This is a genomic window from Sphingobacterium sp. KH_072 (assembly GCF_057837975.1).
In genome coordinates this window covers 2,653,131-2,678,664 of the sequence record NZ_CM174457.1, presented here as the reverse complement: position 1 = coordinate 2,678,664, position 25,534 = coordinate 2,653,131, and the positions used below count along the sequence as shown (strand labels likewise).

Annotated in this window: 20 protein-coding genes; 9 read left to right on the top strand and 11 right to left on the bottom strand. The window is 43.6% G+C overall.

What is annotated here, in order from left to right; translation table 11 throughout:
* The first annotated feature begins 29 nt into the window (after positions 1–29).
* From AC3IRT_RS12060 to AC3IRT_RS12050, 3 genes are all read left to right on the top strand, one after another.
* Positions 30–1,169: a FecR family protein gene (locus tag AC3IRT_RS12060; protein WP_489393469.1), complete on the top strand. Its 1,140-nt coding sequence runs from the start codon at positions 30–32 to the stop codon at positions 1,167–1,169.
* A 123-nt stretch (positions 1,170–1,292) separates the two neighbouring features.
* On the top strand, positions 1,293–4,604 hold the full coding sequence (locus AC3IRT_RS12055) for a TonB-dependent receptor (protein WP_489393468.1): 3,312 nt from the start codon (positions 1,293–1,295) through the stop codon (positions 4,602–4,604).
* A gap of 18 nt (positions 4,605–4,622) precedes the next feature.
* Positions 4,623–6,494: a RagB/SusD family nutrient uptake outer membrane protein gene (locus AC3IRT_RS12050; protein ID WP_489393467.1), complete on the top strand. Its 1,872-nt coding sequence runs from the start codon at positions 4,623–4,625 to the stop codon at positions 6,492–6,494.
* Between the two features lie 93 nt (positions 6,495–6,587).
* Here AC3IRT_RS12050 and AC3IRT_RS12045 read toward each other — a convergent pair whose 3' ends face one another.
* The 4 genes from AC3IRT_RS12045 to AC3IRT_RS12030 all read right to left on the bottom strand — a co-directional run bounded on the left by AC3IRT_RS12045 (position 6,588) and on the right by AC3IRT_RS12030 (position 9,522).
* Complete coding sequence (locus AC3IRT_RS12045) at positions 6,588–6,851, bottom strand: PLDc N-terminal domain-containing protein (protein WP_489393466.1); 264 nt, start codon at positions 6,849–6,851, stop codon at positions 6,588–6,590.
* Between the two features lie 37 nt (positions 6,852–6,888).
* Complete coding sequence (locus AC3IRT_RS12040) at positions 6,889–7,368, bottom strand: hypothetical protein (RefSeq protein ID WP_489393465.1); 480 nt, start codon at positions 7,366–7,368, stop codon at positions 6,889–6,891.
* Between the two features lie 499 nt (positions 7,369–7,867).
* The gene (locus AC3IRT_RS12035) at positions 7,868–8,671 is read right to left on the bottom strand and encodes an SDR family oxidoreductase (RefSeq protein WP_489393464.1); all 804 of its coding nucleotides are present in this window, start codon (positions 8,669–8,671) and stop codon (positions 7,868–7,870) included.
* Positions 8,668–9,522 (bottom strand): FAD-binding protein, encoded by an 855-nt coding sequence (locus AC3IRT_RS12030; protein ID WP_489393463.1) that lies wholly within the window; start codon positions 9,520–9,522, stop codon positions 8,668–8,670. The genes AC3IRT_RS12035 and AC3IRT_RS12030 overlap by 4 nt, the downstream gene beginning before the upstream one ends.
* A 360-nt stretch (positions 9,523–9,882) precedes the next feature.
* On the opposite strand from AC3IRT_RS12030, the gene AC3IRT_RS12025 reads away from it, so the two are divergent.
* The 3 genes from AC3IRT_RS12025 to AC3IRT_RS12015 all read left to right on the top strand — a co-directional run bounded on the left by AC3IRT_RS12025 (position 9,883) and on the right by AC3IRT_RS12015 (position 14,473).
* Positions 9,883–11,286 (top strand): sialate O-acetylesterase, encoded by a 1,404-nt coding sequence (locus tag AC3IRT_RS12025; RefSeq protein ID WP_489393462.1) that lies wholly within the window; start codon positions 9,883–9,885, stop codon positions 11,284–11,286.
* A 72-nt stretch (positions 11,287–11,358) separates the two neighbouring features.
* Entirely contained in the window at positions 11,359–14,007 is a 2,649-nt protein-coding gene (locus AC3IRT_RS12020; RefSeq protein ID WP_489393461.1) for an alpha-L-rhamnosidase, read from the top strand.
* A gap of 166 nt (positions 14,008–14,173) precedes the next feature.
* Positions 14,174–14,473 (top strand): hypothetical protein, encoded by a 300-nt coding sequence (locus AC3IRT_RS12015; protein WP_489393460.1) that lies wholly within the window; start codon positions 14,174–14,176, stop codon positions 14,471–14,473.
* A 9-nt stretch (positions 14,474–14,482) separates the two neighbouring features.
* Here AC3IRT_RS12015 and AC3IRT_RS12010 read toward each other — a convergent pair whose 3' ends face one another.
* On the bottom strand, positions 14,483–14,833 hold the full coding sequence (locus AC3IRT_RS12010) for a hypothetical protein (RefSeq protein WP_489393459.1): 351 nt from the start codon (positions 14,831–14,833) through the stop codon (positions 14,483–14,485).
* A gap of 547 nt (positions 14,834–15,380) precedes the next feature.
* On the opposite strand from AC3IRT_RS12010, the gene AC3IRT_RS12005 reads away from it, so the two are divergent.
* Both AC3IRT_RS12005 and AC3IRT_RS12000 read left to right on the top strand, forming a co-directional pair.
* Complete coding sequence (locus AC3IRT_RS12005) at positions 15,381–16,637, top strand: putative DNA modification/repair radical SAM protein (protein ID WP_489393458.1); 1,257 nt, start codon at positions 15,381–15,383, stop codon at positions 16,635–16,637.
* Between the two features lie 8 nt (positions 16,638–16,645).
* The gene (locus AC3IRT_RS12000) at positions 16,646–17,419 is read left to right on the top strand and encodes a TIGR03915 family putative DNA repair protein (RefSeq protein WP_489393457.1); all 774 of its coding nucleotides are present in this window, start codon (positions 16,646–16,648) and stop codon (positions 17,417–17,419) included.
* A gap of 6 nt (positions 17,420–17,425) precedes the next feature.
* On the opposite strand, the gene metQ is transcribed toward AC3IRT_RS12000, so the two are convergent.
* The 3 genes from metQ to AC3IRT_RS11985 are packed head-to-tail and all read right to left on the bottom strand — an operon-like array spanning position 17,426 to position 19,929.
* Positions 17,426–18,232: a methionine ABC transporter substrate-binding lipoprotein MetQ gene (metQ, locus tag AC3IRT_RS11995; RefSeq protein ID WP_489393456.1), complete on the bottom strand. Its 807-nt coding sequence runs from the start codon at positions 18,230–18,232 to the stop codon at positions 17,426–17,428.
* 25 nt (positions 18,233–18,257) lie between these two features.
* Entirely contained in the window at positions 18,258–18,911 is a 654-nt protein-coding gene (metI, locus tag AC3IRT_RS11990; protein ID WP_489393455.1) for a methionine ABC transporter permease MetI, read from the bottom strand.
* Positions 18,892–19,929, bottom strand: coding sequence for a methionine ABC transporter ATP-binding protein (locus AC3IRT_RS11985; protein WP_489393454.1), 1,038 nt, complete (start codon positions 19,927–19,929; stop codon positions 18,892–18,894). The genes metI and AC3IRT_RS11985 overlap by 20 nt, the downstream gene beginning before the upstream one ends.
* Positions 19,930–20,116: 187 nt before the next feature.
* On the opposite strand from AC3IRT_RS11985, the gene AC3IRT_RS11980 reads away from it, so the two are divergent.
* Positions 20,117–20,359, top strand: coding sequence for a type II toxin-antitoxin system ParD family antitoxin (locus AC3IRT_RS11980; protein WP_489393453.1), 243 nt, complete (start codon positions 20,117–20,119; stop codon positions 20,357–20,359).
* A 36-nt stretch (positions 20,360–20,395) separates the two neighbouring features.
* On the opposite strand, the gene AC3IRT_RS11975 is transcribed toward AC3IRT_RS11980, so the two are convergent.
* The 3 genes from AC3IRT_RS11975 to AC3IRT_RS11965 form a co-directional block, all read right to left on the bottom strand.
* Positions 20,396–22,321 carry a gamma-glutamyltransferase family protein gene (locus AC3IRT_RS11975; RefSeq protein WP_489393452.1) on the bottom strand — a complete coding sequence of 642 codons (1,926 nt, stop codon included), beginning with the start codon at positions 22,319–22,321 and terminating at the stop codon, positions 20,396–20,398.
* Between the two features lie 76 nt (positions 22,322–22,397).
* Positions 22,398–23,933 (bottom strand): NAD(P)H-hydrate dehydratase, encoded by a 1,536-nt coding sequence (locus AC3IRT_RS11970; RefSeq protein WP_489393451.1) that lies wholly within the window; start codon positions 23,931–23,933, stop codon positions 22,398–22,400.
* A gap of 20 nt (positions 23,934–23,953) precedes the next feature.
* Positions 23,954–25,513 carry a helicase HerA-like domain-containing protein gene (locus AC3IRT_RS11965; RefSeq protein WP_489393450.1) on the bottom strand — a complete coding sequence of 520 codons (1,560 nt, stop codon included), beginning with the start codon at positions 25,511–25,513 and terminating at the stop codon, positions 23,954–23,956.
* Positions 25,514–25,534 lie beyond the last annotated feature (21 nt).

Genomic DNA, 25,534 nt, shown 5'->3' with positions numbered 1-25,534 from the left:
ATTAGTAACCATCAATAAACCGACTTCTGATGTCCCAAAATAAAGATTTAGTCAAGCTATTTCTGTTATCTATCTTTTCCCGTTATCAGCGCGGTAAAGCCACGCGCGCGGAGCAAAAGTTGGTAGAAAAATTCTTTGACCAAATAGAATCTGACCAGCAGGACAGAAAAGAATCTGAGCTCAGCGAGATCAAAAGTCAGATGAAAAAAGAAATCGATCGACAAATCATCGATAAGCAACCCATTAGATATCCTTTTCGGCGAATATTTATACCGGCCGCCGCTATTTTGTTAATTTTTCTGACGTTTTCGAATATAATAAATTGGCGTGGATGGTTCGATGATCATTCATTAGCCGCAGGCAACCAAATCCAGGATGGTCCTACGCTATCATTAGGCAAATTGCAATACGCCAATTTGCTAGATAGCGTACCAAAAGAGGCACATTATCGCGCACTGAATGATGAGAAGGTCTTGGATCTATCGGCTGTGCAATCAGAGAATGCCGCGGATAGCTTAATCGTCACGAATCCGACGAAGATGGCTTTTACCGTCTTGCTGTCCGACGGTACCATGGCGCGACTAGCATCGGGTGCGCGAATTGCCTACCAATGGAGTGAAGCATCCTTTGTTAGAAAATTGCACATGGAAGGGAAAGTGTCTTTTGACGTTGCCAAAATGGAATGGCAAGGGCGCAACATTCCGTTTTATGTAGAGACGGCTATTCAACAAGTAGCCGTATTAGGAACCGTTTTTACGGTCGATGCCAATTCTCGCGCGGAACATTCCGTGCATCTGCATGAAGGAAGCGTTCGATTGAGCCACCATACGAGCCAAGATCAAGTGTTGCTTCGTCCGGGTCAGATTGGATTTGTCGCGGCAGATAATCCACGCATCTATGTATCATCTTCTGGTGGGAATAAACAGAAACTCATGGCTTGGCGCAAACAGCAATTCTATTTTGACGATCAACCATTGCGCCATGTGATGACCGAACTAGCGGATTGGTATGGTCAAGATATTATCGTACAAAAATCCGTTCAAAATCTTCCGATTACCGGTATTATAAGCCGTTATAAGCGATTGGAGGATATTTTAGAAATCATTCAGATGACGAATACGATAACCTATTATGAAAAGAAAGGAGTGATCTATGTTGGCTTAAAATAAGGGTTAGGAATGGTGCAACATTCCTAACCTATACCCTTGGGTACTAAAAAATTAACTATTTGACTAATCAATTTATTTCAAATGTATCAATTGTTTATTGAAAAACATAGACTATTACTGTCTATGACGCGAATTATCGTATGCTTTTGTGTGCTTCCCATGTATTCTTACGGTAGTCACACCCTGACGGCGAATATCTTACAGGAAAACATCACCATATCGTTTAACAACATAACGTATAAACAAGCATTCCAAGACCTAAATACCCAGACTGGATTAGAATTTATTTATTCATCTAGTGACTTCGATGATCGTAAAAAAATTTCTCATCGATTTGTAAATACACCCGTGGGCGAGGTACTACGCACCATATTTGCCAACACGGGAGCGAGCTATACGCTCAAAGATCGGACGATCATCATACAGCGAGCAGCTCGAAATACCAATGTGCAACAAAACCGTCTGATCGCAGGGGAGATCGTAGACGAAAACCAGAAACCATTGGCAAATGCCACCATTATTTCCAACATCAGCCGCCGGCAAGCCACCACCGATGAAGCTGGTCGTTTTTCGCTTCGAGTATCATCTGTGGATACCGATTTAAGCGTTTCGGTGCTCGGCTACGTATCTAAAACGGTGGCGCTCGATACGCGTACAGATTATCGCATCGCGCTAGAAGATAGTACGAGTACCTTAGATCAGGTCGTCGTAGTCGGTTTCGGTACGCAACGGAGAGCGTCGGTAGTTGGTGCAATAAGCACCACACAACCGCGCAATTTGCAAAACAGTACTTCTCGTTCCATGAGTAATAATTTAGCCGGTCAATTAGCCGGCGTCATCGCAGTGCAGCGATCTGGAGAACCAGGTTACGACAATTCCAACTTTTGGATTAGAGGTGTCAGCACATTTGGTGGCAATCGCAATCCGCTTATTTTGGTAGATGGAGTAGAGCGTTCGCTTGACAATATGGATCCGGAAGAGATTGAGTCATTCTCCGTACTAAAAGATGCTGCCGCAAGCGCGGTGTATGGTGTTCGCGGAGCGAATGGGGTGATTTTAATCAACACGAAGCGCGGAAAAATCGGTAAGCCGACAGTGACCGCACGCTTCGAGCAGGGTATCACATCGCCCACACAACTTCCAGAATTTATCGGCGCGGCCGATTATTTGGAGGTGATGAACACCATTCGCAGAGAGCGTGGCGAAGAAGGTCTTTATAGCCAAGAACGCTTAGACAATATTCGCAATGGCGTAGATCCTGATCTGTATCCAGATGTAAATTGGCTCGATGAAATTCTGATGAATAGTGCGCAAAATTCTAGAGCCAATTTGAGTGTCAATGGTGGGTCAGAAGTATTGCGGTACTCACTAGTCACATCCTTTTTTAGCGAGGGTGGATTGATTGAGCGAGATCGCACCCAATCGTGGGATTCCTCTTCAAAATTAAATCGGTACAACGTACGCTCTAATGTGGATGTAAACGTGAGCCCAACGACCTTATTTAGGCTCAACATCGGTGGTTATCTGCAAGATCGCAGTCGTGCGCCACAAAGTGTCGATGAGCTATTTTCTCAAGCCTTTGTCATTCCACCATATGTACATCCCACGATCTATTCTTCTGGAGAAATCCCCCGCACGCCATCCCGCACCAATCCTTGGGCGCTGGCCACGCAGCGTGGTTATGAGCGCTTCAGCGCCAGCAAAATAGAATCCCTCTTCTCGGTAGAGCAAGATCTGAAATTCTTTCTGCCAGGACTGAAAGCTCGGGGTCTATTCTCTTTTGATCGCTACGCGAACAATTCAGTAATTCGTAGCAAAAGCCCCGATTATTACAATCCGGCTGTCGGGCGCGACGAAGATGGTAACCTCAGGTTGGTTATTGATAGCTACGGACAAGAATTTCTGGGATACGGCACAGACTCCGAATGGGGCGATAAAAGTGTATATATGGAAGGAGCGATAACCTACAATCGCATGTTCGGGAAGCATAATGTAGATGCACTCTTTCTATATAACCAGCGCAATTATGATAATGGGGATTTATTACCATACCGTAATCAAGGTATTGCGAGTCGACTATCCTATAATTATGACAATCGATATATCGCCGAGTTTAACTTTGGGTACAACGGCTCTGAAAACTTTGCCCCGGGCAAGCGTTTCGGATTTTTCCCTTCATTTGCGTTAGGATGGCTCATTTCCGAAGAGGCTTTCATGCAAAATACAAAGGATACGTTTACCAAGTTGAAATTGCGTGGATCTTATGGTTTGGTAGGTAATGACCGACTAGATGGGAGACGTTTTGCTTACATCACGACAATCAATGAAGGCAGCGGCTATTCATGGGGCTTGGACAATGATTTTAGGAGAGCGGGGCGTATGGAAGGTGACCAAGGCAATTTAAATCTCACATGGGAAACGGTGGCTAAAGCCAATATTGGGTTCGAACTCGGCCTATGGAATGCGCTGGATTTACAAGTCGATTTCTTCAATGAAGATCGGAGCAATATATTTATGCAACGACGCTCTATCCCAGGCTCTAGTGGATTTACCGCGCTGCCATGGGCCAATTATGGTCGCGTGAAAAACCGCGGTATCGATCTTTCCCTCGATGTGAACAGAGCGCTAAGCGAAGATTTGTTTTTATCAATGCGCGGCACATTTACCTACGTGAAGAACAAAATCATTGAACAAGATGAGCCCAGTGTGGTCATCGGTACATCGCGCTCCTCTACGGGCAAACCGGTAGGCCAGCTTTTTGGCCTAATGGACGAAGGCTTATTCACCGAGGCAGATTTTGCAGATGTAGAAAACAATGTGTTACACGACGGAATTCCGCGACATACTTTTGGTCCAGTGCGCCCTGGCGATATCAAATACCGCGATTTGAACAACGATGGTGTCATCGATGCGCTCGACATGACGGATATCGGTGGTACGGAAGATCCACAAATTGTGTTTGGCTTTGGTGCCAATCTACGATACAAATCGCTAGATTTTGGCTTTTTCTTGCAAGGCATTGGCAACAGCTATCGCGTTATTGGAGGCTCCAACTTTATTCCGGGAAGTGCCAATGGTTCCATGGGGAATATGTATACCAATGTAGATGATCGGTGGACAGTAGAAAACCCAAGTCAAGATGTTTTCTACCCGCGCCTTTCCGATTACCAAAGTGCTAATAACAATATGGCTTCTACCTGGTGGTTGCGCGATATGAGTTTTATCCGCTTGCGCAATGTAGAGCTCGGGTATAGCTTGCCAAGCAAATGGTTAGATCCGATCCATATTCGCAATTTCCGTGTTTTTGCACGCGGCAATAACTTGCTGACCTTTTCCGACTTCAAATTGTGGGATCCAGAGCTTGGTGTAAACAATGGATTACGGTATCCCATTATGAAATCGGTATCCTTCGGACTTGAAATGAATTTTAAATAATCGGAAAAATAGCTCATTATGAAAGCGATAAATTATACTTTAAAAGTACTATGTGCCTTTCTTGCATTGATTCTCACATCGTGTTCAAAGTTCTTGGATAGGATGCCAGACGATCAGCTTACCTTAGAAATGGTGTTCAACGATAAGACACGCACCGAAGACTGGCTTGCCGGTGTATATAGCAATATTCCTGATCCATACTGGGGTTATGCGAGAGATATTGAATTAGATCCACTTTCTGACGATATGGCACCATCAACCGGTTGGGAACAATTCGGTTGGACCGTTATTGGTAAACAAACGGGTAACTGGAATCCAAGCAGCTCGTGGGGGCCGAATTATTGGGTAGAACTTCCCAAACGCATTCGCTCTGCTTATATATTTTTGGATAATGTGAAAGCCAATCCGGCGCAATTGGTGACCGAAGAAGAGGTAGGGCTGATGAAGGCAGAAGCGCGGTTTATGATTGCCTATTATTACTCGCTATTGCTCGAAACCTATGGAGCTATTCCTTTTCAGTTAGGGTTGACTGATCCGACCGCTGGCCAAGACGAGCTGATGATCGGTCAAACTCCGTTCGACGAAGTCGCGGCATGGGTAGATCAAGAGTTGTTGGATGTTTCGCAACTACTGCCAAATAGTTATAGCAATGCGCAAAAGTACGGACGTGCAACGGCGATTATGTGTCTGGCAGTTCGAGCGCGCTTCTTACTCTTTGCAGCGAGTCCGCTGGTCAACGGCAATGCGGATTACAACGGATTTACGAACAAAGATGGGGTAGAGATTTACAGCAGTGCTCTCGATGCCAATAAGTGGACTAAAGCGGCAGAGGCAAATAAATTGCTGATTGAAAGAGCTGAATCTGCGGGACATAAATTATACGTAGAATATAATCCAGATGGTAGTGTAGATCCATTTCTATCGTATCAGAATATGATGTTCCGTAGGCCACAGGATGGAAATACGGAAATTTTATTTGCGCGTCCTGAATCCAACGTCTGGGAATACGACAGACATGCACAACCGCGTGGTACAGGTGGTAATGGTGGTATGGGTATTACCCAATCTTTAGTAGATGCTTTTTACATGGAGAATGGTAGGCCAATCAATGATCCATTGTCGGGCTACACAGAGAATGGTTTTTCGGCCAGTGATGAAGTGCGGAATACGCAATGGGCAGAATCCAGAGGTGATGGCAAAGTGACCTTAGCAGGTACTTTCAACATGTATACCCGTCGCGAACCTCGATTTTATATTTCGGTGTTATACAACGGCGCTTGGTTTCGACGCGAAAATCGTACGACGCAGTTTTATAGTGGTAATTGGGATGGTGGACCCACGCACGATGCACCACAAAATGGCTATTTGTTGCGCAAGAAGGTACATCCCAATCATGATCCGAGAAACGGCACGAATCCTTATCGACCGGGTATTCTCTATCGACTGGGCGAGGCATATTTGAACTATGCAGAAGCGCTGAATGAAGTGGAACCCGGCAATCAAGATATCGTGAAGTATGTTAATTTGATACGGGTGCGTGCTGGTATACCGCAGTACGGCACAGGAGCTAATGCACTACCCGTTCCGGCATCGCAAGAACAAATGCGTGCTGCCATCCGCCGAGAAAGGCGCGTTGAGCTAAACAATGAAGGCATTCGTTATCGGGATATTAGACGCTGGAAAATAGGGGAAAGCACATTGAACGGTAATTTCTCCGGTATGAATTTCTCTGGAACAGAGCGAGATGATAGTCCCAGCAACCCCAGAGCATTCTTCAAAAGGTCTGTATATCAACGTCGTGTGTTTACCGCGAAGAATTATTGGTACCCTGTGCCACAGTCCGAGATAGATAAGAATCCTAATTTGGTGCAAAATCCATTTTGGGATTAGTATTCGGATAGTGGTTTAATAAAAGTACAGCCGTCATTTTTTGAAAAAGAATGACAGCTGTACTTTTTATATCTGGAAGGCTTATCAGCCAATCTACATAAGATCTCTCCGTTCAGCATCCTGACGTATTATACGTTCTTCATCCCGACGTCTTTTGTTATCAAGATATCGAGAAATAAAATAAATCGCTGCTCCTAAGTATGGAAAGAAAAGCACTACCAAGATCCACAGGATTTTAGTTAGTCCTGTTTCTTTTTTCAAAATCTGATAGATCGCAAGCAAAAGAAATAAGACTGGAATGGCTACGATAATTCCGATGGCAAGCGGACTGATATCGACGAATAGTAAGTGTGACATAATGGGGAATAAGGTATGGGAAATAAAGTTGAAAAAACTATTTACAATCTACAGCTGCGTATTTGACCGAATATTCGGCAGACTCATCCGTCTGTTCTCGCATACTCTTCGCGTTTACTTTCAGTGGTTTCTGATATAATTCTGTGCCGCTAGTCAACCTAAATTGAAGATGCAAAGTGTCGTTCGTACCTTCTTGCATATAGATCCATTGTACATCGACATCCTCTCCGTCAATGCTGCCTTGGAGTGTGCCTTTACGCGAATCTTTCTCGTAAGGTAACCAATCCATTTCGCCTGTTACCTCATTTGCATTAATTAGAAAATGCACTTTGGTCGTATCTTGACTTTTGTCACCTTCTGTTAGGATATAACAGTAGTGACCATTATCTAAATTATGAGTTGATGTAGCAATGCTATCCTTTTCATTTGTAATATCTTCAGAATTTGATTTGTTGCCGTTTTGCTGACAAGAGATCATGGTTAACACCAATCCCACCATTCCCAAATAAAGTTTCATAAGTAAGATCTAAGTTGTGAAAAAATAAACTATATCTGATGATTAGCATAAATCTAGCCAAACTTCTCTCTGATGTGTTAGCACTTATTACCCGTATATATTAATAGGCTTTTTTACTACTTACATTTAAGTGTATCGCGTTCACAATTACCATCGTAGCTCATATTTCCATCTTTCAAAGTCCGTTCTCTAGAGGTCAATTTTCAGTGTAGCTCAGTAATCTTTCTTTATAGGAATTGACAGAATGGATGGCTTAGCAATACGATCGTGAGCCGCTTGGATAGGCTTATCAACTCGAGAGTAGGCCGCATTTGCGATCAAACTTTGCGCTACTGCTATTATAGCAACTAGATCTTCATCAGTCGCCCGATCTGTTTTATTCTCCTACAAAATTGTTGGCGTTTTTAAAGAGAATAGTATAACGACCTAAGAGTAACACTTTATCAAATTTTTATCAGAAAAGCAACTGGTTCGAGGTTAACTGTATCTTTTTAGAGCACTATACTACTTTAGTTTTGCGGACGATCTTAGCTAGCACATTAGGTAGAAATCGCTTAAGATAAGCCCCTAAAACTTCTTTGCCGCCTATAGTAGCCAGATTTTTCTTTTTAGCTACAGCGGAAAGCATTTTCTGGGCAAACACATCCACTGGCATTCCTTGCTGAGTCGCGTCATCCATAGTACCCTGAGCAGCACCATTACCGGTTAGCGCATTAACGGAGATATTGGTTTGTACAAATCCTGGGCAAATGATCGTAATTGCAATTTTATTTGAATATAATTCCGCACGCAATGCGTCAAAAAATCCATGCAGTGCATGTTTTGCCGCAGCATAACTACTACGCATAGGAGTAGCAAAGATTCCCATCAGACTAGAGATGACAACGATTTGTCCATCTTCTCGTTGGATCATATGTGGTAGCGCAGCTTTAGTCAGAGCCACTGTTCCTATAAAATCGATATCCATGAGGCGCTTATCTACTTCAATATCCGTTTCCATAGCTAGCGAGCGTTGAGAAAGTCCAGCATTATTGATCAAAATATCGATTTTTCCAAAGCGATTTTCAGCCTGTGATACGATGTCAGGCATTTTTTTAGGATCTTCCAGATCTAAAGGCAGTACTAGGAAGCGATCTTGATCAAGTTTAGCCTTTTGGGCAACTATATTTAGCCGATCTCCATTTCTGGATGAAAGAATAATTTTTGCCTTAGTTTTAGCAGCCAATGCTATAACTAAGGCTTCACCTATCCCTGATGAAGCTCCTGTAATCCAGACCACTTTATTGTCGAAATAACTTTTCATTTCTGTTTCTGCCTAATGCGATCTCGATTGATAATATGTGCTCCGAAATTTTCAGAAATGCCGATCATTTTTCCATCTACATAGGCAGGTACGCCACAGATCATGTTTTCGGGAGCTTTCCCTAATCTTTCAGGCCAGTTGCTGCGAACCAGTTCAAGATTGGCTCCTATACCCCCAGAAGCAATAATTACATGTGTGGCATGATATCGAAATGGCGCAATCACATTTCTATTGGTCGCAATACCTCGGTCTTTATCATCCATTTCCAGCAGGTCTCCCTTAACTCCGTTGATTTTGTTATCTGATACTATTAGCTCCGTGACTCGATGTCTAAACTTCATTTGTAGGAGACCATTTCGCTGCGCGTCATAAGCCTTGTCCACAAATGGCTTTAGCACGCCAGTGCCGGTTCCCCAGCTCACATGAAAGCGTGGTACAGAGTTTCCGTGACCAGTGGCTAAACCATCGCCGCGCTCGGCCCATCCGACCATAAACATCAGCCTGATTCCTAACTTCGAGACGTAGTCATATTTTTCATAGGCTGCAAATTTCAAGTAAGCTTGCGCCCATTGGCGCGGCCAATAATCTTCCTCACGATCAAATCCAGCCGTACCTTTCCAATCCTGAAGCGCCAGTTCATAAGAATCTTTAATGCCCATTCGACGCTGTTGCGGTGAGTTGATCAAAAATAAACCTCCGAAAGACCAGAATGCTTGTCCGCCCATATTCTGTTCCGTTTCTTGATCGAGTAGAAGTACTTTTTTTCCGACGTTAGTAATCTCCATGGAAGCAGTAAGTCCTGCAAGTCCGGTTCCCACAATAATAACGTCAGGTTGGAATGTCGCTTCCATCGCACTTGATTGGATATAATTTGGTTAATAAATAACAATTATTATGGTGTTAATTATCTTGCAATATAAGATATATTTCTTTTAAATTACAGTCGATAGGTCATGTTTTTTTCTAAAGGATTCAGATGAATCGATCGTGCCATCGGGGAAGATTTTTTAAAATGCATATTGCGCAATATCATCTTTCATACAGGCGGTTGTCTGACGATAAATATGTGCAGGCAGATCGCTGCTATGTAGGAGATGACACAAGAAATACTATCTTTACATGATACTTATCTACCTAAACTAATAGAGGTTATAGCGTACAAACATTTGTATAACTGTCTTTAGTTCCTAACTAATGAATGAATAAATAATATGCAGAAAAACATCAAACTGCTGTTCGGGCTATGCCTGCTATGTCTTACAGCACAAGCTCAATTACGACTTCCACATGTCTTGTCAGACCATATGGTATTGCAGCGCGAGTCAGAAGTGCAGGTCTGGGGATGGGGAAGCGCTGGCGCTAAAGTGTCGGTGTACGCATCTTGGTTATCCGATACCGTGCATACAGTGATTGACGGTGGTGGCAATTGGGAAGTGCCGATTCGTACCAGCGCAGCTGGTGGTCCATATACCTTAAAAGTGACATCTGGAGCACAGAAACTGCAGTTAGAAGATTTGCTTTTGGGTGATGTTTGGTTGTGCTCTGGCCAATCTAATATGGAATGGGGTGGTGCGCAGAATCTACCTGAGATTTTAGAAGAACTGCCGCAAGCAAATGACAACCAAATCCGATTGTTGCAAGTCAGCCGCTATGCGGCCGCCTATCCGCAAGAAGATATTCCAGATAGCTGGCAATTATTGGACGCCCAGTCGCTAAAACCTTTTTCTGCTATTGGCTATTTTATCGCCAAGAAATTCCGTCAGGAAGTCGGCGTGCCTATTGGTATTATCAATGCGAGCTGGGGCGGCACAGGAGCAGAAGTATGGACGCCAACGAGCGTGTTCGCCAATGATGGGATTTTACAAAAATCCGCTGAAAATCAAACGGCTGGCGCGTATCGCCCACACCGAACAGCTTCGCTGTGGAATAGCATGATTTTTCCATTACGGAGATTTTCGATTTCCGGCATATTCTGGTATCAGGGCGAAAGTAATGTAGGCGCTTGGTATTCGTACGATCGGCTGATGCAACAGATGGTAGGAGCTTGGCGAGCTGCATGGGGGAAGCAATTACCATTCTACTTCGTGCAGATTGCACCATTCACCTATAATAACAAAGCGCCACTGGCCGCATTATTACGCGAACAGCAAGAGAAAACAGCACGAACATTGCCTAATAGTGGCATGGTTGTCATTTCTGATTTGGTAGACAATGTCAAAGATATTCATCCCATTCAGAAGCATGCCGTTGCCGATCGTCTGGCTGCACTAGCCTTGCAGGAACACTATAAGTTACCTGCCAAAAGAAACTATAAATCACCGATTTATAAAAATCATACGGTAAAGGGAAATCAGATAGAAATTAGCTTCGATCATCTCGATGGCAAATTGCAAGTAAAAGGAGACCAGCTCTTAGATCTATATATCGCTGGTGCTGATCAGGTTTTTCACGCTGCAAAGGGCGTGGTGCGTGGAGAGAAGCTGATCGTATCTGCTTCTGAAGTGAAAAATCCACAAGCCGTACGATTCAATTTTACAGAAGCAGGAATTTCCAATCTCTATAATAGTGAAGGATTGCCAGTGGCACCGTTTCGCACCGATGAATGGTCTTTCTAACAATTTATCTTTTATTTACTGACAATCAGATTATTATATTGTTTACTTCTAGTTTTAGATACCTATACCTTTATGTTAAAAGCCGTTCCTTTTTTTCTGCTATTATTTCCCCTTTGTTTCTTTGCTGCGGCGAAGCCGAATAATGGACAACCTATCGATCTGCGCTGCGAGCATTTGCAGGATCCGCTAGGAGTCGACAATCCGAATCCTCGATTAAGTTGGAAGCTCGAAGATAATCGACAGGGCGCATTGCAAACAGCATATCGTGTGCTGATCGATACAGACTCCATGGCCGTGGTGAATGATCGTGGACAAATCTGGGATACAGGAAAACAAACGGCAGACGATATATTGCTGACTTTTGCCGGTAAGCAGTTGCTGCCGCAAACGCGGTATTTCTGGAAAGTAATCATTTGGGACAAAGAATCAAAGCCAAACGCATCAGCAGTTAGTGCTTTTGAAACTGGAAAAATGGGCAATGCCCAATGGCAAGGAGCGTGGATTAGCGATCATCATACTATCGATCATAAACCAGCGCCGTATTTTCGCAAAGAATTTAATCTTAACAAAGAAGTGGCTCGTGCACGCGCGTACATTGCGGTAGCTGGATTATACGAGCTGTCGCTCAATGGTCGCAAAGTTGGCGATCATCGGTTGGATCCGATGTACACGCGGTTTGATCGGCGTACGCTCTACGTAACGCACGATGTGACCGCGCAGTTGAACGAAGGACAGAATGCACTGGGTGTGGTATTGGGAAATGGTTGGTACAATCATCAGTCGCTGGGTGTGTGGGATTTTCATAACGCGCCTTGGCGAGCCAGACCAACTTTTTGTTTAGATCTCCATATCGTGTACACCGATGGTACCGAAGAAACCATTAAGTCTGAAAGAGATTGGAAGACGTCCGCTGGGCCAATTACTTTTAATAGCATCTATACAGCCGAACATTATGATGCGCGCTTGGAACAAGATGGTTGGGATAGTCCGGGATTTGACGATCAGAAATGGCAGGGCGTACGCTATCGGAGTTTTCCTTCGGACAATATCGTTTCGCAGCAAATGGTGCCCATTCGCTTTGGCCGCCGATACGATCCGCAATCGGTACGTAAAATCAACGATAGCACATATGTATTTGATATGGGGCAAAATATGGCCGGCGTAACGCATATTCGAGCGAAAGGAGTGGCGGGTACGGTCTTAAAGATCAAACACGGAGAGCGCCTGCATGACAACGGTCGCATTGATTTATCTAACATCGATGTCTATTATCATGGTGATAAGGAAGCAGATCCTTTCCAGACGGATATTTTAACGCTGAGTGGACGAAAAGAAGACGAGTTTACTGCTAAATTCAATTATAAAGGTTTCCGCTATGTGGAGATCAGCAGTAGCGAGCCAATCCAGTTGGATGCCAAAAATGTCACCGCTTATTTCATGCATAGCGATGTGGTGCCGCTGGGCGAAGTGAAAACCTCGTCTCAATTGGTCAACGACCTGTGGAGCGTGACTAATAATGCGTATCTGTCAAATCTGATGGGCTATCCGACGGATTGTCCGCAACGCGAAAAGAATGGTTGGACGGGCGATGGACATTTGGCCATTGAAACTGCTTTGTACAATTTTGAAGGAATCACCGTTTATGAAAAATGGATCGCTGATCATCGGGATGAACAGCAACCGAATGGCGTATTGCCCGATATCATTCCAACAGGTGGTTGGGGTTACGGCACAGCGAATGGATTGGATTGGACGAGTACGATCGCGATTATTCCGTGGCAAGTGTATATGTTCTATGGTGATTCGAAGCTGCTGGCCGATTCTTACGAGAATATCAAACGCTATGTAAATTATGTGGAGCGTATTAGCCCTAAGGGCTTGACTACTTTTGGCCGTGGAGATTGGGTGCCAGTGAAGTCAACCTCCAATCTAGAATTGACATCTTCGGTCTATTTCTATACCGATGCACTTATTTTGGCTAAGGCAGCGAAGCTATTTGGGAAAACCCAAGATCAGCAGAAATATGAAGCCTTGAGCCAAAAGATCAAAGACGCGATTAACAATAAGTTCCTCGATCGGGAGAAAGGAATTTATGCCGACGGTACGCAAACGGAGTTAAGCGTACCATTGTTCTGGAAAGTAGTGCCCGAGGATATGGTCGCGAAAGTAGCGGCCAACTTAAATAAGAAAGTAGAAGAAACTAACTTCCATCTTGATGTGGGTGTGTTGGGTGCCAAAGCATTATTAGATGCTTTGAAAGACAATGGCTATGGTGCTTCAGCATACAAAGTGGCGGTGCAAGACACGTATCCATCATGGGGTTGGTGGGTAGTCAACGGCGCGACTACTTTATTAGAAAATTGGGATTTGGACGCAGAAAGGGATATTTCAGATAATCATATGATGTTTGGAGAGATCGGTGGTTGGTTTTTCAAATCTATCGGCGGTATACATCCAGATCCAGCGCAACCAGGATTTAAGCATACTTTGTTGCGCCCGATGTTTCCAGAAGGATTGGCGCATGCTGAAGTGAGCCACCGCTCGCCGTACGGTACTATTGTTTCCAAATGGAAACGAAATAAGAATAATACCGTGACTTATACCGTAACTGTGCCAGCCAATGGTAGTGCCACACTTTCTTTGCCAGAGAATGCGATAGCAAATCCACCGCAAAAATTGGTGGCGGGTACGCATACAATACAGGTACAGTTGAAGAAATAAATGACCTATCTTTCCTTTGCCATTTGCATTTATTTGCATCTGGCAAAGGGAAGTTGTTCATGCTATATGCATCGTTCCTTAAAAAGTCTGTTTCAGCGTTTTTATTTTATTCTTCAATAAGACACACCAAATTTAGCTCTAGTTGTTATATCTCTAAATGCACGACATGAAATACAACGACATTACCTTATCCCAGCTAAAGAAATGGACAGATATTCCTAAAGTAGTAAACGAATTGCATGATGAAACTTGGTTTGTTGCTATAGACAATCATCCTGTAGGTGTGGGGCTGTTTAAAACAGATAGTGATCAATGTATTATGGCTATTGTTGGTGATGACGAAGATAATCAAGAGATCATAGGCCATAGCAGTAGCGATAATGGTCCCGATGAACTCTTGATTCAAGATGCTTTAAAGCTGGCCTTTGTCACTTATCTACGATCCATTAAAGGGGATAAAATCTAACTTCAGATTTTATTCAGCAAATTTTTTGGTACAGCTGTCATATACCATCTTATTATCGGTTACATTTCGAAAATCAGCGAAAACAATCTCTTCCAACGTATCAGTATATCCGCTTCTTGGCGGTAGGGTATTGCAGTTGGGGCACACAATTGCAACGTAGTAAACCGTTTCTCCTTCGTAAATGCCCTGAAAAAGATTCGTTTGCATCATGCCTGGAGTAGTGCACTTCAGTTCATTGCTAAAGTGACTTCGCATCTTCGAAAAAGTAGCATTGCCAGGTTCTGTAGGAATCGATTCGCTTTTCGAACAAGCGAAAGATAACATCGAAATAGTAAAGAGAATCCAATAAATCTTATTCATAATGATAGGGTTTATCTTAAATAACGCATATGTGAGAAAAACGCTACAATTGCATGTTTTATAGTTAAAAAACATGCAATTATTGCCTCCAATAAACGCCCAAGCATTATGATTTTAATCGTAATAGTCTTTTAAATAAACAATATCGTTACCTGTCAGCTCTCCGTGAGCTATAACTACAGGTTTCCAGTCAGGATTGAGAATTGTCAAAATATTGTCCGAAAACAAAAAATAGTTTGAAAATATTTTGATAGTGTATTTTTTACACTATCTTTGTGTCATCATAATTTAGGTTTATAATTGGTTAGTAAAGGTTTTCATTCTCCCCGTTTGAAAACCTTTTTTTATGCCTTGTGATCTAGGTATGGCTATCTCATAGTGAAGTAATTCTCCTTAAAACTATTATTCAATACCTGTACAATCTTAAGATATTTGCGTTAAATACTATTTTTTATAGTTTTATTGCTAATATAATTAGTTTTTTATAGTTTTGATATAGTGCAGGAGTTGATAATTCTCAGGCTTTAAATACAAAATCATCCTATACATGGCAGACGATCGGATTAAGGAGAAGTTGGAGATATTGGCAGATGCAGCCAAATATGACGTTAGTTGCAGTTCAAGCGGAAGTGATCGGAATAACAAGAAAGGCGGCTTGGGAAATACCGGCGCAGGAATATGTCATACCTACACCGAGGATGGTCGCTGTGTTTCGTTACTCAAGATTCTGCTCACCAATCATTGTATTTTCGATTGTGCCTATTGTGTTTCGAGAAGGAGCAATGATATCAAACGTGCCGCATTCACCGTACAAGAAGTGGTAGATCTCACTATCAATTTCTACAGAAGAAATTATATTGAAGGGCTCTTTCTAAGTTCAGGCATTTTCAAAAACGCCGATTATACGATGGAAAGATTGGTACTAATCGCCAAAAAATTACGGCAAGAACATAATTTTAATGGTTATATCCATCTCAAAACGATTCCAGGTGCTTCGGATGATTTGCTCAACGATGCCGGATTGTATGCCGATCGATTGAGTGTAAATCTGGAAATACCCACCGAGACAGGTTTGAAGCTTTTGGCGCCGGAGAAAAACAGAAAGGATATGGATGTGCCAATGGGTTATCTGAAAAATGAGATCATTCGCACCAAAGAAGAAAAGAAGATCTTTCGCTCTACGCCTAAGTTTGCGCCGGCCGGGCAGAGTACGCAGATGATCATTGGTGCTTCGGGCGAATCCGATATGCATATCATGAAAACGGCCGATCATTACTACTCAGAGTACAATTTAAAACGCGTGTATTATTCTGGCTATATCCCCATATCCAATGACAATCGCTTGCCCGGTCTGGGGTCGGACGTGCCCGTCATTCGCGAAAATCGACTGTATCAATCGGATTGGTTGCTGCGGTTTTACGGATTTAAACGCGATGAAATCGTAAACGAGCGTCATCCGAATTTGGATCTCGATATTGATCCAAAATTAGGATGGGCTTTGCGGAATTTGCATCAGTTTCCAGTGGATATTAATCGAGCGCCTTATGAAGCGATTGTGCGTGTGCCAGGGATAGGGGTAACTTCAGCTAAGAAAATAGTCGCTGCGCGACGTTTCGGTGCTTTGCGTATGGAGCATTTGCAGAAAATTGGTGTTTCTGCTAATAAGGTACGGTATTTTATATCCTGTCAAGGTTTTGTGCCAATCATGTCGGATCGTCCTGCGGAAATGATTAAACATTATATTTTGGCTGCTTCGCATACCAAGTATAAAAAAGTGTTCAATCAACAATTGACCCTATTTTAATGTTGGCGATGCAGCAACGTATCACTTTGTCCTACGATGGGAGTTGGGTTGGGTTGTTGACGGCGATCTTCGAAGTGTACGAATATAAGTTTAGTTCAGCGACGATACAGCGCGAAGCACGAGCCGATCAGACCGATTTGTTTGGCGCACGCCATGAAGTGCATGCCGATGAGGCCAAGGCTGCTCGTGTCAAAAAGGGAATTATTAATCGGGTCGGGCAAAAGGATTTTCAGGAATTGTATGCCGCTTACCTTTCAGAATTGGATGGGGTAGAAGATTTGATTTTGCGTTTGGTACGTCATTACCTTACACCCGAAGGTACGAGCTTATCACGTAATTACGGACATGAAGATGTGTTGCGTATGAAACAAATAAACAAATCAGTATCGCGTGAGCGACACCGATTCAAAGCGTTTGTTCGTTTTAGGAAGTTGAGCGATGAGTTATTTTTCGCCAAGATAGATCCCGACTTTAATGTTATCCCACTCATTATTCCACATTTTAGAGATCGTTATGCGGATCAATCGTGGGTTATCTACGATATTAAACGCGATTACGGCGCTTACTACAATCAGACGGAAGTTGTAGAGATTCACTTAAGCGATCTTCCTTCCGAAGCGGAGTTGGTCGCGCGTGGCGAAGAGCGCGAAGCTTTGTATGATGAACTATGGCGTCGATATTTTCGAAGCACCAATATCACCGAACGTAAGAATACCAAACTGCATCTGCAGCATGTGCCCAAGCGCTATTGGAAGTACCTCAACGAAAAGTTTGATCTTTAAGTGGCTTTACCAGCCTTTCACAGCTTGTCCTTTAAACAATTCTAACGCTTTCTGTTCTACTTCATCCGATTGGTAGGCTTGCAAGAATTTCTTTACTTTTTCTAAATCCTTATTATCCTCGCGCGTCACGATAACATTCATGTAAGGTGATTCCTTACTTTCGCGGAACAGACCCAATTTGTCGGCATCCAATCCCGCTTGTGCAGCAAAATTGTTGTTGATAATCGCAATAGACACCTCTTTATCACCCAATACTTTTGGGAGTTGTGGCGCTTCAAGCTCCAGGATACGTAGATTTTTAGGATTAGCCGTGATATCGATCACTTTCGGCATTATGCCTGTTTGCTCTTTCAAAGAAATTAAGCCTTGCTCTTGCAACATCAACAGCGAGCGACCACCGTTAGTAGGATCATTGGGAATAGCAATGGTGGCATTGTCTGCCAATTCAGCTATCGATTTTATTTTTTTTGAATAAGCCACAATAGGATACACAAAGGTATTACCAATCACCGCCAATTTATAACCGCGTTGCTTGGATTGTTCCGTAAGATAAGGAACATGTTGAAACGCATTGGCATCAATATCACCGGTGCTCAAGGCTTCATTGGGCATCACATAATCGTTAAAAGTGACCAATTCGATCTCTAGATTGTATTTTTCCTTGGCTACTTTTTTGGCTACTTCGGCAATTTCTTTTTCTGGTCCGGCCACGATGCCTACTCGGATGGTATTTTCATCCGTAGCGTTGCTGCCGCAAGCGATGAAAAGGGTGGACAAAACGATATAAAACAAAGGTGCGATGATATGACGCATAATGTATTTTTTTAGTTGAAATGAATTAACGATGATCGAATTTTTTGGAGATAAAATCTCCGCTATACTGAATTATGATGACCATGATGATGAGTAAAATAAGCACTGCATTCATAATTTGTGCATCATAGCCAATATAGCCGTATTGATAACCAATCTGTCCTAATCCGCCAGCGCCCACCGCGCCGCCCATGGCGGAATAACCTACTAGTGTAATTAGTGTGACGGTGGCGTGATTGATAATGGATGGCAACGCTTCTGGCAACAACACTTTCTTAATGATTTGGAATTGGGTAGCACCCATCGCTCTCGCAGTTTCTACTAGACCGACCGGCAAATCCATCAAACTATTTTCGATTAGTCGCGCAATAAATGGCGCCGCACCGATACTCAATGGTACCAAAGCGGCTTTCAAACCGATTGACGTACCGACAATACTTCGAGTAAACGGGATCATCCAAACGATTAGAATAATGAAGGGAATGGATCGAGAAACATTGACTACAAATGAGGTGATGTTATGAGCAGTACGATTCTCGAGCATGCCGCCTTTGCGTGAAGCAAAAAGGTAAACTCCAGTTGGAAGCCCGAGGCAGAAGCCAAAAAAGCAGGAAACAAAGGTCATGACGAGCGTTTCGCCCGTTCCGGCAAGGAGCAGATTAATAACTTCTGGAGACATAGCCTAGTATTTCGGTGTTAAAGTAATGATTTGAGCAAAATGCGATAGCTTCATCAAATTGATCTCCAGAAATCCGTAATACGGAAGAACTGATCTTTAATGCGCCAATAGTTTCGATACGCGCTTCAACAATCTCAACATGTAGTGAGAATTGCTGTTGCAATGTCGAAAAAGAATAGTCGGTATTATCCCGCGCTTGGATGCGTACTAACAAATCATCCGTATCGGATAATTTTTCCGTTTGAATGTGCTGCTGATAAGCAATTGGTAAATCTGCCTGCACCGCAGAAGCGACAAATGCCGCTGTATGTGCATGTTCCGGTGCACCAAAGATCTGAGAACGATCGCCCAATTCTACAATCTTTCCATCCTTTACTACGGCAACGCGATCGCAGATCGCTTTCACTACGTGGATTTCATGCGTGATCAATACAATAGTAATTTGCAGCTTGGCATTGATCGTTTGCAAGAGGTTGAGAATGGATTTTGTGGTACCAGGATCCAAAGCGCTAGTCGCTTCATCGCAAAGCAAAAGGGTAGGGTTGTTCGCCAAAGCACGAGCTATCGCGACACGCTGTTTTTGTCCCCCCGAAAGATTACTAGGGTAATCATTCGCTTTATCTGCCAAGCCAACCAGTTCTAAAAGCTCTGTTACGCGTGTGTGAATGTCTTTTTTAGAAGTCTGACTAAGCTCTAATGGCAGTGCTATATTATCGAAAATTGTTCGGGAAGATAACAGATTGAAATGCTGGAAAATCATTCCGATGTGCTGCCTTTCTTGTTGCAATTGGCGCTCGCTTAAGTTGGTCAGTTGCTTATCTGCCAGCCAAATTTCACCCTGATCAGGTCTTTCCAACAAATTCAGGCAGCGTAATATGGTGCTTTTGCCCGCGCCGGAACTTCCGATAATACCGAAAATTTCTCCTTTTTTGACAGAGAAGGAAACATCATCCAATGCATGAACTCGTCTTCCTTTACTGGTCGTATATGTTTTGGAAATATGCTTAACGTTAATCATTCTGGGTGCACTCGCTAAAAAGTGTCCCAAAAGTACGTAAAAACAATTTATTTTAGTCTACTGAATTTGTAGTTTTTGAAAGTTGGTTTGATTTTTCCCTGATACATTTTTACAGTGATTTGAAATATAGTATAACTGTTACCAAAGTTTGGTAACATTACGATGCAGAATTTCTAAAATCAATAACATGGGGCACAATACATCTGTTTCTTTAGGGGATTATTTTGAGGATTTTGTTGAGGCAAAAGTTGCTCAAGGAAGATTTAAAAATGCAAGCGAAGTAATTCGTGCCGGTCTACGACTTTTAGAAGAAGAGGAGGACCGAATTCAAGTGCTTAAAAACGCCATTCAAGAATGGATCAATAGTGGAATTGCTGAGGATTTTGATCCAAAAATACATCTGGAACTGCTTAAAGAAAAATTATTTTAGCATTGAAACTTCTATCCTCCCAAAACTCACTTCCACCTACCAAGCAATACCATAATCTTCGCCATGGTTGCTGCTGCCGCCCCAAAGCGTACCATGCTTTTCATCAAAATAAATCGCATTGATCGGGCCACTATTTCTTTCGCCAAATTGAATAGCATAACCCATCGCTTCCAACTGCTTCACCACATCGGCAGGCGTTCGTTTATCTAATAGCAGACTTCCCGCTCTTGGCTTACGATCAGCTAACTTTGTGCCACCTAAAGACAGCCACAATTGGTTGCTATTAACATTTGCCGCTTCCGCGGCTTGCTGTGGCTTCATGTCGAATTCTACCACATTCAAAAAGAATTGCAGAAGATTTTGATCTTGCGTATCGCCACCTTGTACGGCAAAAGATAGATAAGGTTTGCCATCTTTCAAAGCCATAGCTGGCGTCAATGTTACACGTGGACGTTTGCCTGGCTCAACCACATTAAATGGACTTATCAGCGAATCCAGCACAAAGCTCTGCAACCGCTGGCTCATACCAACGCCGGTATGACCGGCGATAAATGCCGGCAGCCATCCGCCGCTTGGCGTAATCGACACTACCCAACCCTCTGCATCGGCTGCTTCAATACTGGTCGTGCCTCGCAGTAAACGATCTTGATATAAGCTGTCCGCATTTTCCTGATAAGCAGTAGCATCGTGTTTAGGTACAAAATCACCTTGGTCACGCGCTGTTGTATCTGTCAATTTTCGGCGTTCCGCCAATAAATTAAGATAGGGGTTTTTACGATTTTCAAAAGGATATGGATCGCCCGGCTCGACCAACGGATCATTCTTACTAGGATCTATCCCTGCGGCTCTTTTTGCGGCATAAGCATCACTCAGCAAACCATTAATCGGTGTTTTGGGTTTGAATGCGGGATCGCCGTAATAAAAATCGCGATCGGCAAAAGCCAGATTCATGGCTTGGTACACCGTGTGAATATAAGGCGCAGAATTGTATCCCATGCCTTTGAGATCAAATTGTTTGAGGATATTCAAAGCTTGCAACATTGCAGGTCCTTGCGTCCAAGATTGTAATTTATATACATCAATGCCTTTATAATTGATCTGTAAAGGCTCTTCTTCGATTGGACGCCAGTTGGCCAAATCTTCCATGGTGATCAGTCCGCCATGCTCTTGGCTGCCGCGAACAAATTCTGCCGCGATATCTCCGGTATAAAAGCGATCGTGCGCTGCCATAATCGCCTCTTCCCGACTCTTGCCTGCGGCCAATGCATTTTGTTCGGCTTCTACGAGTTTCTCTAAAGTGCGCAACAGGTCATTTTGTACAAATATTTCACCTGCTTCCGGCGCCTCGCGCTCTTCACCTGGATGTACCAAAAAGACCTCCTTACTGTATGGCCATTCTTTGATCCGTTCTTTACCACGCTCGATACTATTGGCCGTTTGTGCTTCGATCGGATAGCCTGCAGCCATTTGCATAGATGGTTGCAGCACTTCTTTCAAGCTTTTCGTGCCATATTTGGCGAGCATGTAACATAAACCGCCTGGTGTACCCGGAGTTACCGCTGCCAGCGGTCCATATTCTGGCGGAAACTCATAACCTTTGCTTTTGAAAAAATCAACCGTTGCTCCAGTCGGAGCCACACCCAGCGCATTGATGGCGATTACTTTTTTGAGTTCTGGATGATAGATTAAAGCTTGCGTTTCTCCGCCCCAGCTCAACACATCCCACATTGTACAGGTCGCGCCTAGCATAGCACAAGCCGCATCGACTGCATTTCCGCCTTGCTGAAATAACTGTGCTCCAGCAGTGGCAGCCAGCGGTTTTCCTGTAATTGCCATCCAATGCTTACCATGTAATGGTGGTTTCTGGGTTTGTTGCGCAACGGCAAACGAGCCACTCATCAAAAGTAGAACGGATAACACATGGCGCGTCTTAGAAAATATATATCGAAAGGAAATCTGCATGGTATTTTGCTATTTGGAAAGCTAATATATCAATTTTGTCGGGGGCAGGGAAACCCACGTTGCGCATTCTCGCGAATTAATGCCTGCACGCGATCGGCAAAACTTTTTGCCAAGCCATAGAAATACCCTCAATAATATCCGAGGCTATCATGCTTTTCGGATGGATGGTTTGCACGGCAAGATCCGCAGCTAAGCCATGCAAGTAAACGCCGGTAAGCGCTGCATCCTTGCCAGAAAATCCCTGCGCGATCAGCGAAGTGATGATACCGGCTAATACGTCGCCACTGCCGGCAGTGGCCATTCCCCAATTGCCGGTTGTATTAAAATGGATCGTACCATCTGGCAATACCACGGCGGTGTTAGCACCTTTGATTAACACAATCACCTGATGTTGCTGCGCAAATGCACGCGTCTTCTCCATTTTGTCCCAATCGTTTTTCCAAGAACCGATTAGGCGCTGCAATTCTTTTGGGTGTGGTGTGAGGATACAGCCTATCGGCAGATCGTTTAAGCTTAAGGAATTCTGCGCTAATAGATTTAATGCGTCGGCATCAAGTATCAGTTTAGTTGATTTGGATGTGGAAGATATTTTCCGTAAAAATTGAAAAAATGCCTGCTCTGTATCTGCATGTGTACCCATTCCCATACCTATTGCGATAGCAGCATAGGAATCGATGTTTTTTGAAAAAGAAGATACGTGAGTGAACTCGGGATCTGTTTGCAACATCGCTTCCGGGAAATTCGTTTGCAATATCGGGTTGGCGCAAGCGGCGCTGTATATACTTACCATGCCGCATCCAGTACGAAGTGCTGCTTTTGCACTGAGATGAATGGCGCCGATCTTACCATAGCTTCCGCCCACGATTAACGCATGACCAAACGTGCCTTTGTGCGCAAAGCGACTTGGCATGGAACAGCGTGCTTGAATCGTATCTAAAGTGGTGAGGTAATAGCAACTATCAACCGCTGATAATGCGCTCGCATCCAATTGTATATCGACTACGGTCAGTTCGCCTACATACGCGGTGTTTTCAGGTTGTAGTAAGGCAATTTTAGAGCATTGTAGGGTGTACGTATGATCTGCTTTTATGATAGGAATTCCAGTTTCCGACGGCTGATCTGCATACATTCCCGAAGGAATGTCGATCGCCAATATCGTACGATCAGAATCATTGATTGCTTCAATAACAGGTCGCCATTCTTCGGCCAAAGGACGAGAAAGGCCAATACCATACAGCGCATCGATAAGCACATCGTGCGATTCAAATTTTTTCAGGATGTCACCATTAAAGAAGTTTAACGGGATGCCAACCTGCTGCAATCGCTCTTGATTTTCCTGATTATCAGCGCTGTATTTTTCGGTCTGCTTTAGGAAGATGCGAACCGATCTTCCGGAGGCAGAAAGTAAACGTCCGAGTGCCAAGCCATCGCCACCATTATTTCCCGAACCACAAAAAATCACGAAAGAAGTTTCAAACGAAGGAAAATCTTTCGTGATGTGTTGGAATAAGCAGTTTGCCGCTCGCTCCATCAGCTCGATAGATCGAATACCTTGTCGATCTATGGTAGCCTGATCGGCTCTGCGGATGTCAGAAGCGGTTAAGATTTTCATAGCTAGCTCCAAGATACGGCTTACTTCCTTTTTTTAAGAAACATATCTAGCAATCCGCTCGCTAATTTTCCTAGTAATTTTGTTCCTTCTCTCGCTAACGTTCGGCTAGCGGTAGTTTGAGCCGCTTCCAGAGAAGTTTGTCTTCGGGAGCGTGGTGCAGATGTTGTTTTGGAGCTCGATGCCGATTTCTGTGTCGATTTTTCCAGTTGTTCGCGCGCCAAGTTAGCTTCTTGTTGTTGCTGTCGTTCGGTGATAATTTCGGCTGCTGATCGGCGTTCAATACGCTCTTGGTACTTTGTGGTAGCATCAGATTCTTCTAAAATGCGATTGTAGGTTTCTGGCGATGCAGGTCCCATAATCGCACGTGCGGGCACCAAGTGTGTAGCCACAACTTCCGTCGGAATACCTTTATCATTGAGGACCGTGATTAATGCTTGCCCTGTTCCCAATGCCGTCAATATTTTATCAATTGCGTAGAAATCTGAGGTAGGATAGGTGCGCACCGTTTTTCGCAGGTTTTCGGAATCATTTGGTGTAAATGCACGCAGCGCATGTTGCACTCTATTTCCAAGTTGCCCTAATACACTTTCCGCGATATCACTTGCCGCCTGTGTACAAAAGAAAACACCGACTCCTTTGGAGCGTATCAACCGTACAATCTGTTCGATCTGACCGAGGAAAGCTTTTGATGCACCATTGAATAATAGATGCGCTTCATCGAAAAAGAAGACCAACTTAGGTTGATCCAGATCACCCACTTCGGGTAATTTTTTGAATAATTGCGCTAGCAGGCTTAATAAAAAAGTGGAGAACAGCAGCGGCTGATCCTGTACATCCGCGATGTTGAGCAAGGTGATCACTCCTTTGCCATCTACTTTGGCAAAAAGATCTTGAATATCGAATTCTTTTTCGCCAAATAAGTGCGCCATACCTTGCTGTTCGATAGCTACAATCTTTCGGAGAATGGCACCAGCACTGGCGCTGCTAATGCGGCCATAATCCTCCTTTATTTCTGCGGCACCAGCACCTTCTGATAAATAAGAAACTAGCTTTTTTAAGTCATCTAAATCGATAAGAGGCAGATCTGTATCTTGTGCGTATTTGAATATGGCGCTCAATACGCCTGATTGCGTATCATTAAGATCGAGAATGCGAGATAGCAGCACCGGACCAAAATCACCTACGGTTAGCCGCATAGGAGCACCTAAGTTGCCGCTTAGTGAGAAGAGCTCGACTGGAAATGAAGACGGCTCAAAAGGAATTCCGACTGCCAGACCTCGCTCTAGCAATGCTTCATTGGTCTTTCCCGGTTCGGCCAGACCAGATAGATCGCCTTTCACGTCCAGCATAAATACCGGCACGCCAGCATCCGAAAGTTGTTCGGCCATGAGTTGCAAAGTCCGCGTTTTTCCGGTTCCGGTAGCTCCAGCAATCAGGCCATGGCGGTTCATCATACGGAGTGCTAGGTTTACTTTGGCTTCTGTTACCACTTCGCCGTTTAAAATGCCAGATCCCAATTGTATAAAAGCACCTTTCGGTTTGTAAGACGCGGAGACTTTATCAATAAATTGCTCTTTCATAGCTCAGGTTTTGTTGTTTAA

Bases quoted from the DNA above. Each gene is read 5' to 3' on its own strand.
- AC3IRT_RS12060 (WP_489393469.1), top strand. From the start codon at position 30: ATGTCCCAAAATAAAGATTTAGTCAAGCTATTTCTGTTATCTATCTTT.
- AC3IRT_RS12055 (WP_489393468.1), top strand. From the start codon at position 1,293: ATGACGCGAATTATCGTATGCTTTTGTGTGCTTCCCATGTATTCTTAC.
- AC3IRT_RS12050 (WP_489393467.1), top strand. From the start codon at position 4,623: ATGAAAGCGATAAATTATACTTTAAAAGTACTATGTGCCTTTCTTGCA.
- AC3IRT_RS12045 (WP_489393466.1), bottom strand. From the start codon at position 6,851: ATGTCACACTTACTATTCGTCGATATCAGTCCGCTTGCCATCGGAATT.
- AC3IRT_RS12040 (WP_489393465.1), bottom strand. From the start codon at position 7,368: ATGAAACTTTATTTGGGAATGGTGGGATTGGTGTTAACCATGATCTCT.
- AC3IRT_RS12035 (WP_489393464.1), bottom strand. From the start codon at position 8,671: ATGAAAAGTTATTTCGACAATAAAGTGGTCTGGATTACAGGAGCTTCA.
- AC3IRT_RS12030 (WP_489393463.1), bottom strand. From the start codon at position 9,522: ATGGAAGCGACATTCCAACCTGACGTTATTATTGTGGGAACCGGACTT.
- AC3IRT_RS12025 (WP_489393462.1), top strand. From the start codon at position 9,883: ATGCAGAAAAACATCAAACTGCTGTTCGGGCTATGCCTGCTATGTCTT.
- AC3IRT_RS12020 (WP_489393461.1), top strand. From the start codon at position 11,359: ATGTTAAAAGCCGTTCCTTTTTTTCTGCTATTATTTCCCCTTTGTTTC.
- AC3IRT_RS12015 (WP_489393460.1), top strand. From the start codon at position 14,174: ATGAAATACAACGACATTACCTTATCCCAGCTAAAGAAATGGACAGAT.
- AC3IRT_RS12010 (WP_489393459.1), bottom strand. From the start codon at position 14,833: ATGAATAAGATTTATTGGATTCTCTTTACTATTTCGATGTTATCTTTC.
- AC3IRT_RS12005 (WP_489393458.1), top strand. From the start codon at position 15,381: ATGGCAGACGATCGGATTAAGGAGAAGTTGGAGATATTGGCAGATGCA.
- AC3IRT_RS12000 (WP_489393457.1), top strand. From the start codon at position 16,646: ATGCAGCAACGTATCACTTTGTCCTACGATGGGAGTTGGGTTGGGTTG.
- metQ (WP_489393456.1), bottom strand. From the start codon at position 18,232: ATGCGTCATATCATCGCACCTTTGTTTTATATCGTTTTGTCCACCCTT.
- metI (WP_489393455.1), bottom strand. From the start codon at position 18,911: ATGTCTCCAGAAGTTATTAATCTGCTCCTTGCCGGAACGGGCGAAACG.
- AC3IRT_RS11985 (WP_489393454.1), bottom strand. From the start codon at position 19,929: ATGATTAACGTTAAGCATATTTCCAAAACATATACGACCAGTAAAGGA.
- AC3IRT_RS11980 (WP_489393453.1), top strand. From the start codon at position 20,117: ATGGGGCACAATACATCTGTTTCTTTAGGGGATTATTTTGAGGATTTT.
- AC3IRT_RS11975 (WP_489393452.1), bottom strand. From the start codon at position 22,321: ATGCAGATTTCCTTTCGATATATATTTTCTAAGACGCGCCATGTGTTA.
- AC3IRT_RS11970 (WP_489393451.1), bottom strand. From the start codon at position 23,933: ATGAAAATCTTAACCGCTTCTGACATCCGCAGAGCCGATCAGGCTACC.
- AC3IRT_RS11965 (WP_489393450.1), bottom strand. From the start codon at position 25,513: ATGAAAGAGCAATTTATTGATAAAGTCTCCGCGTCTTACAAACCGAAA.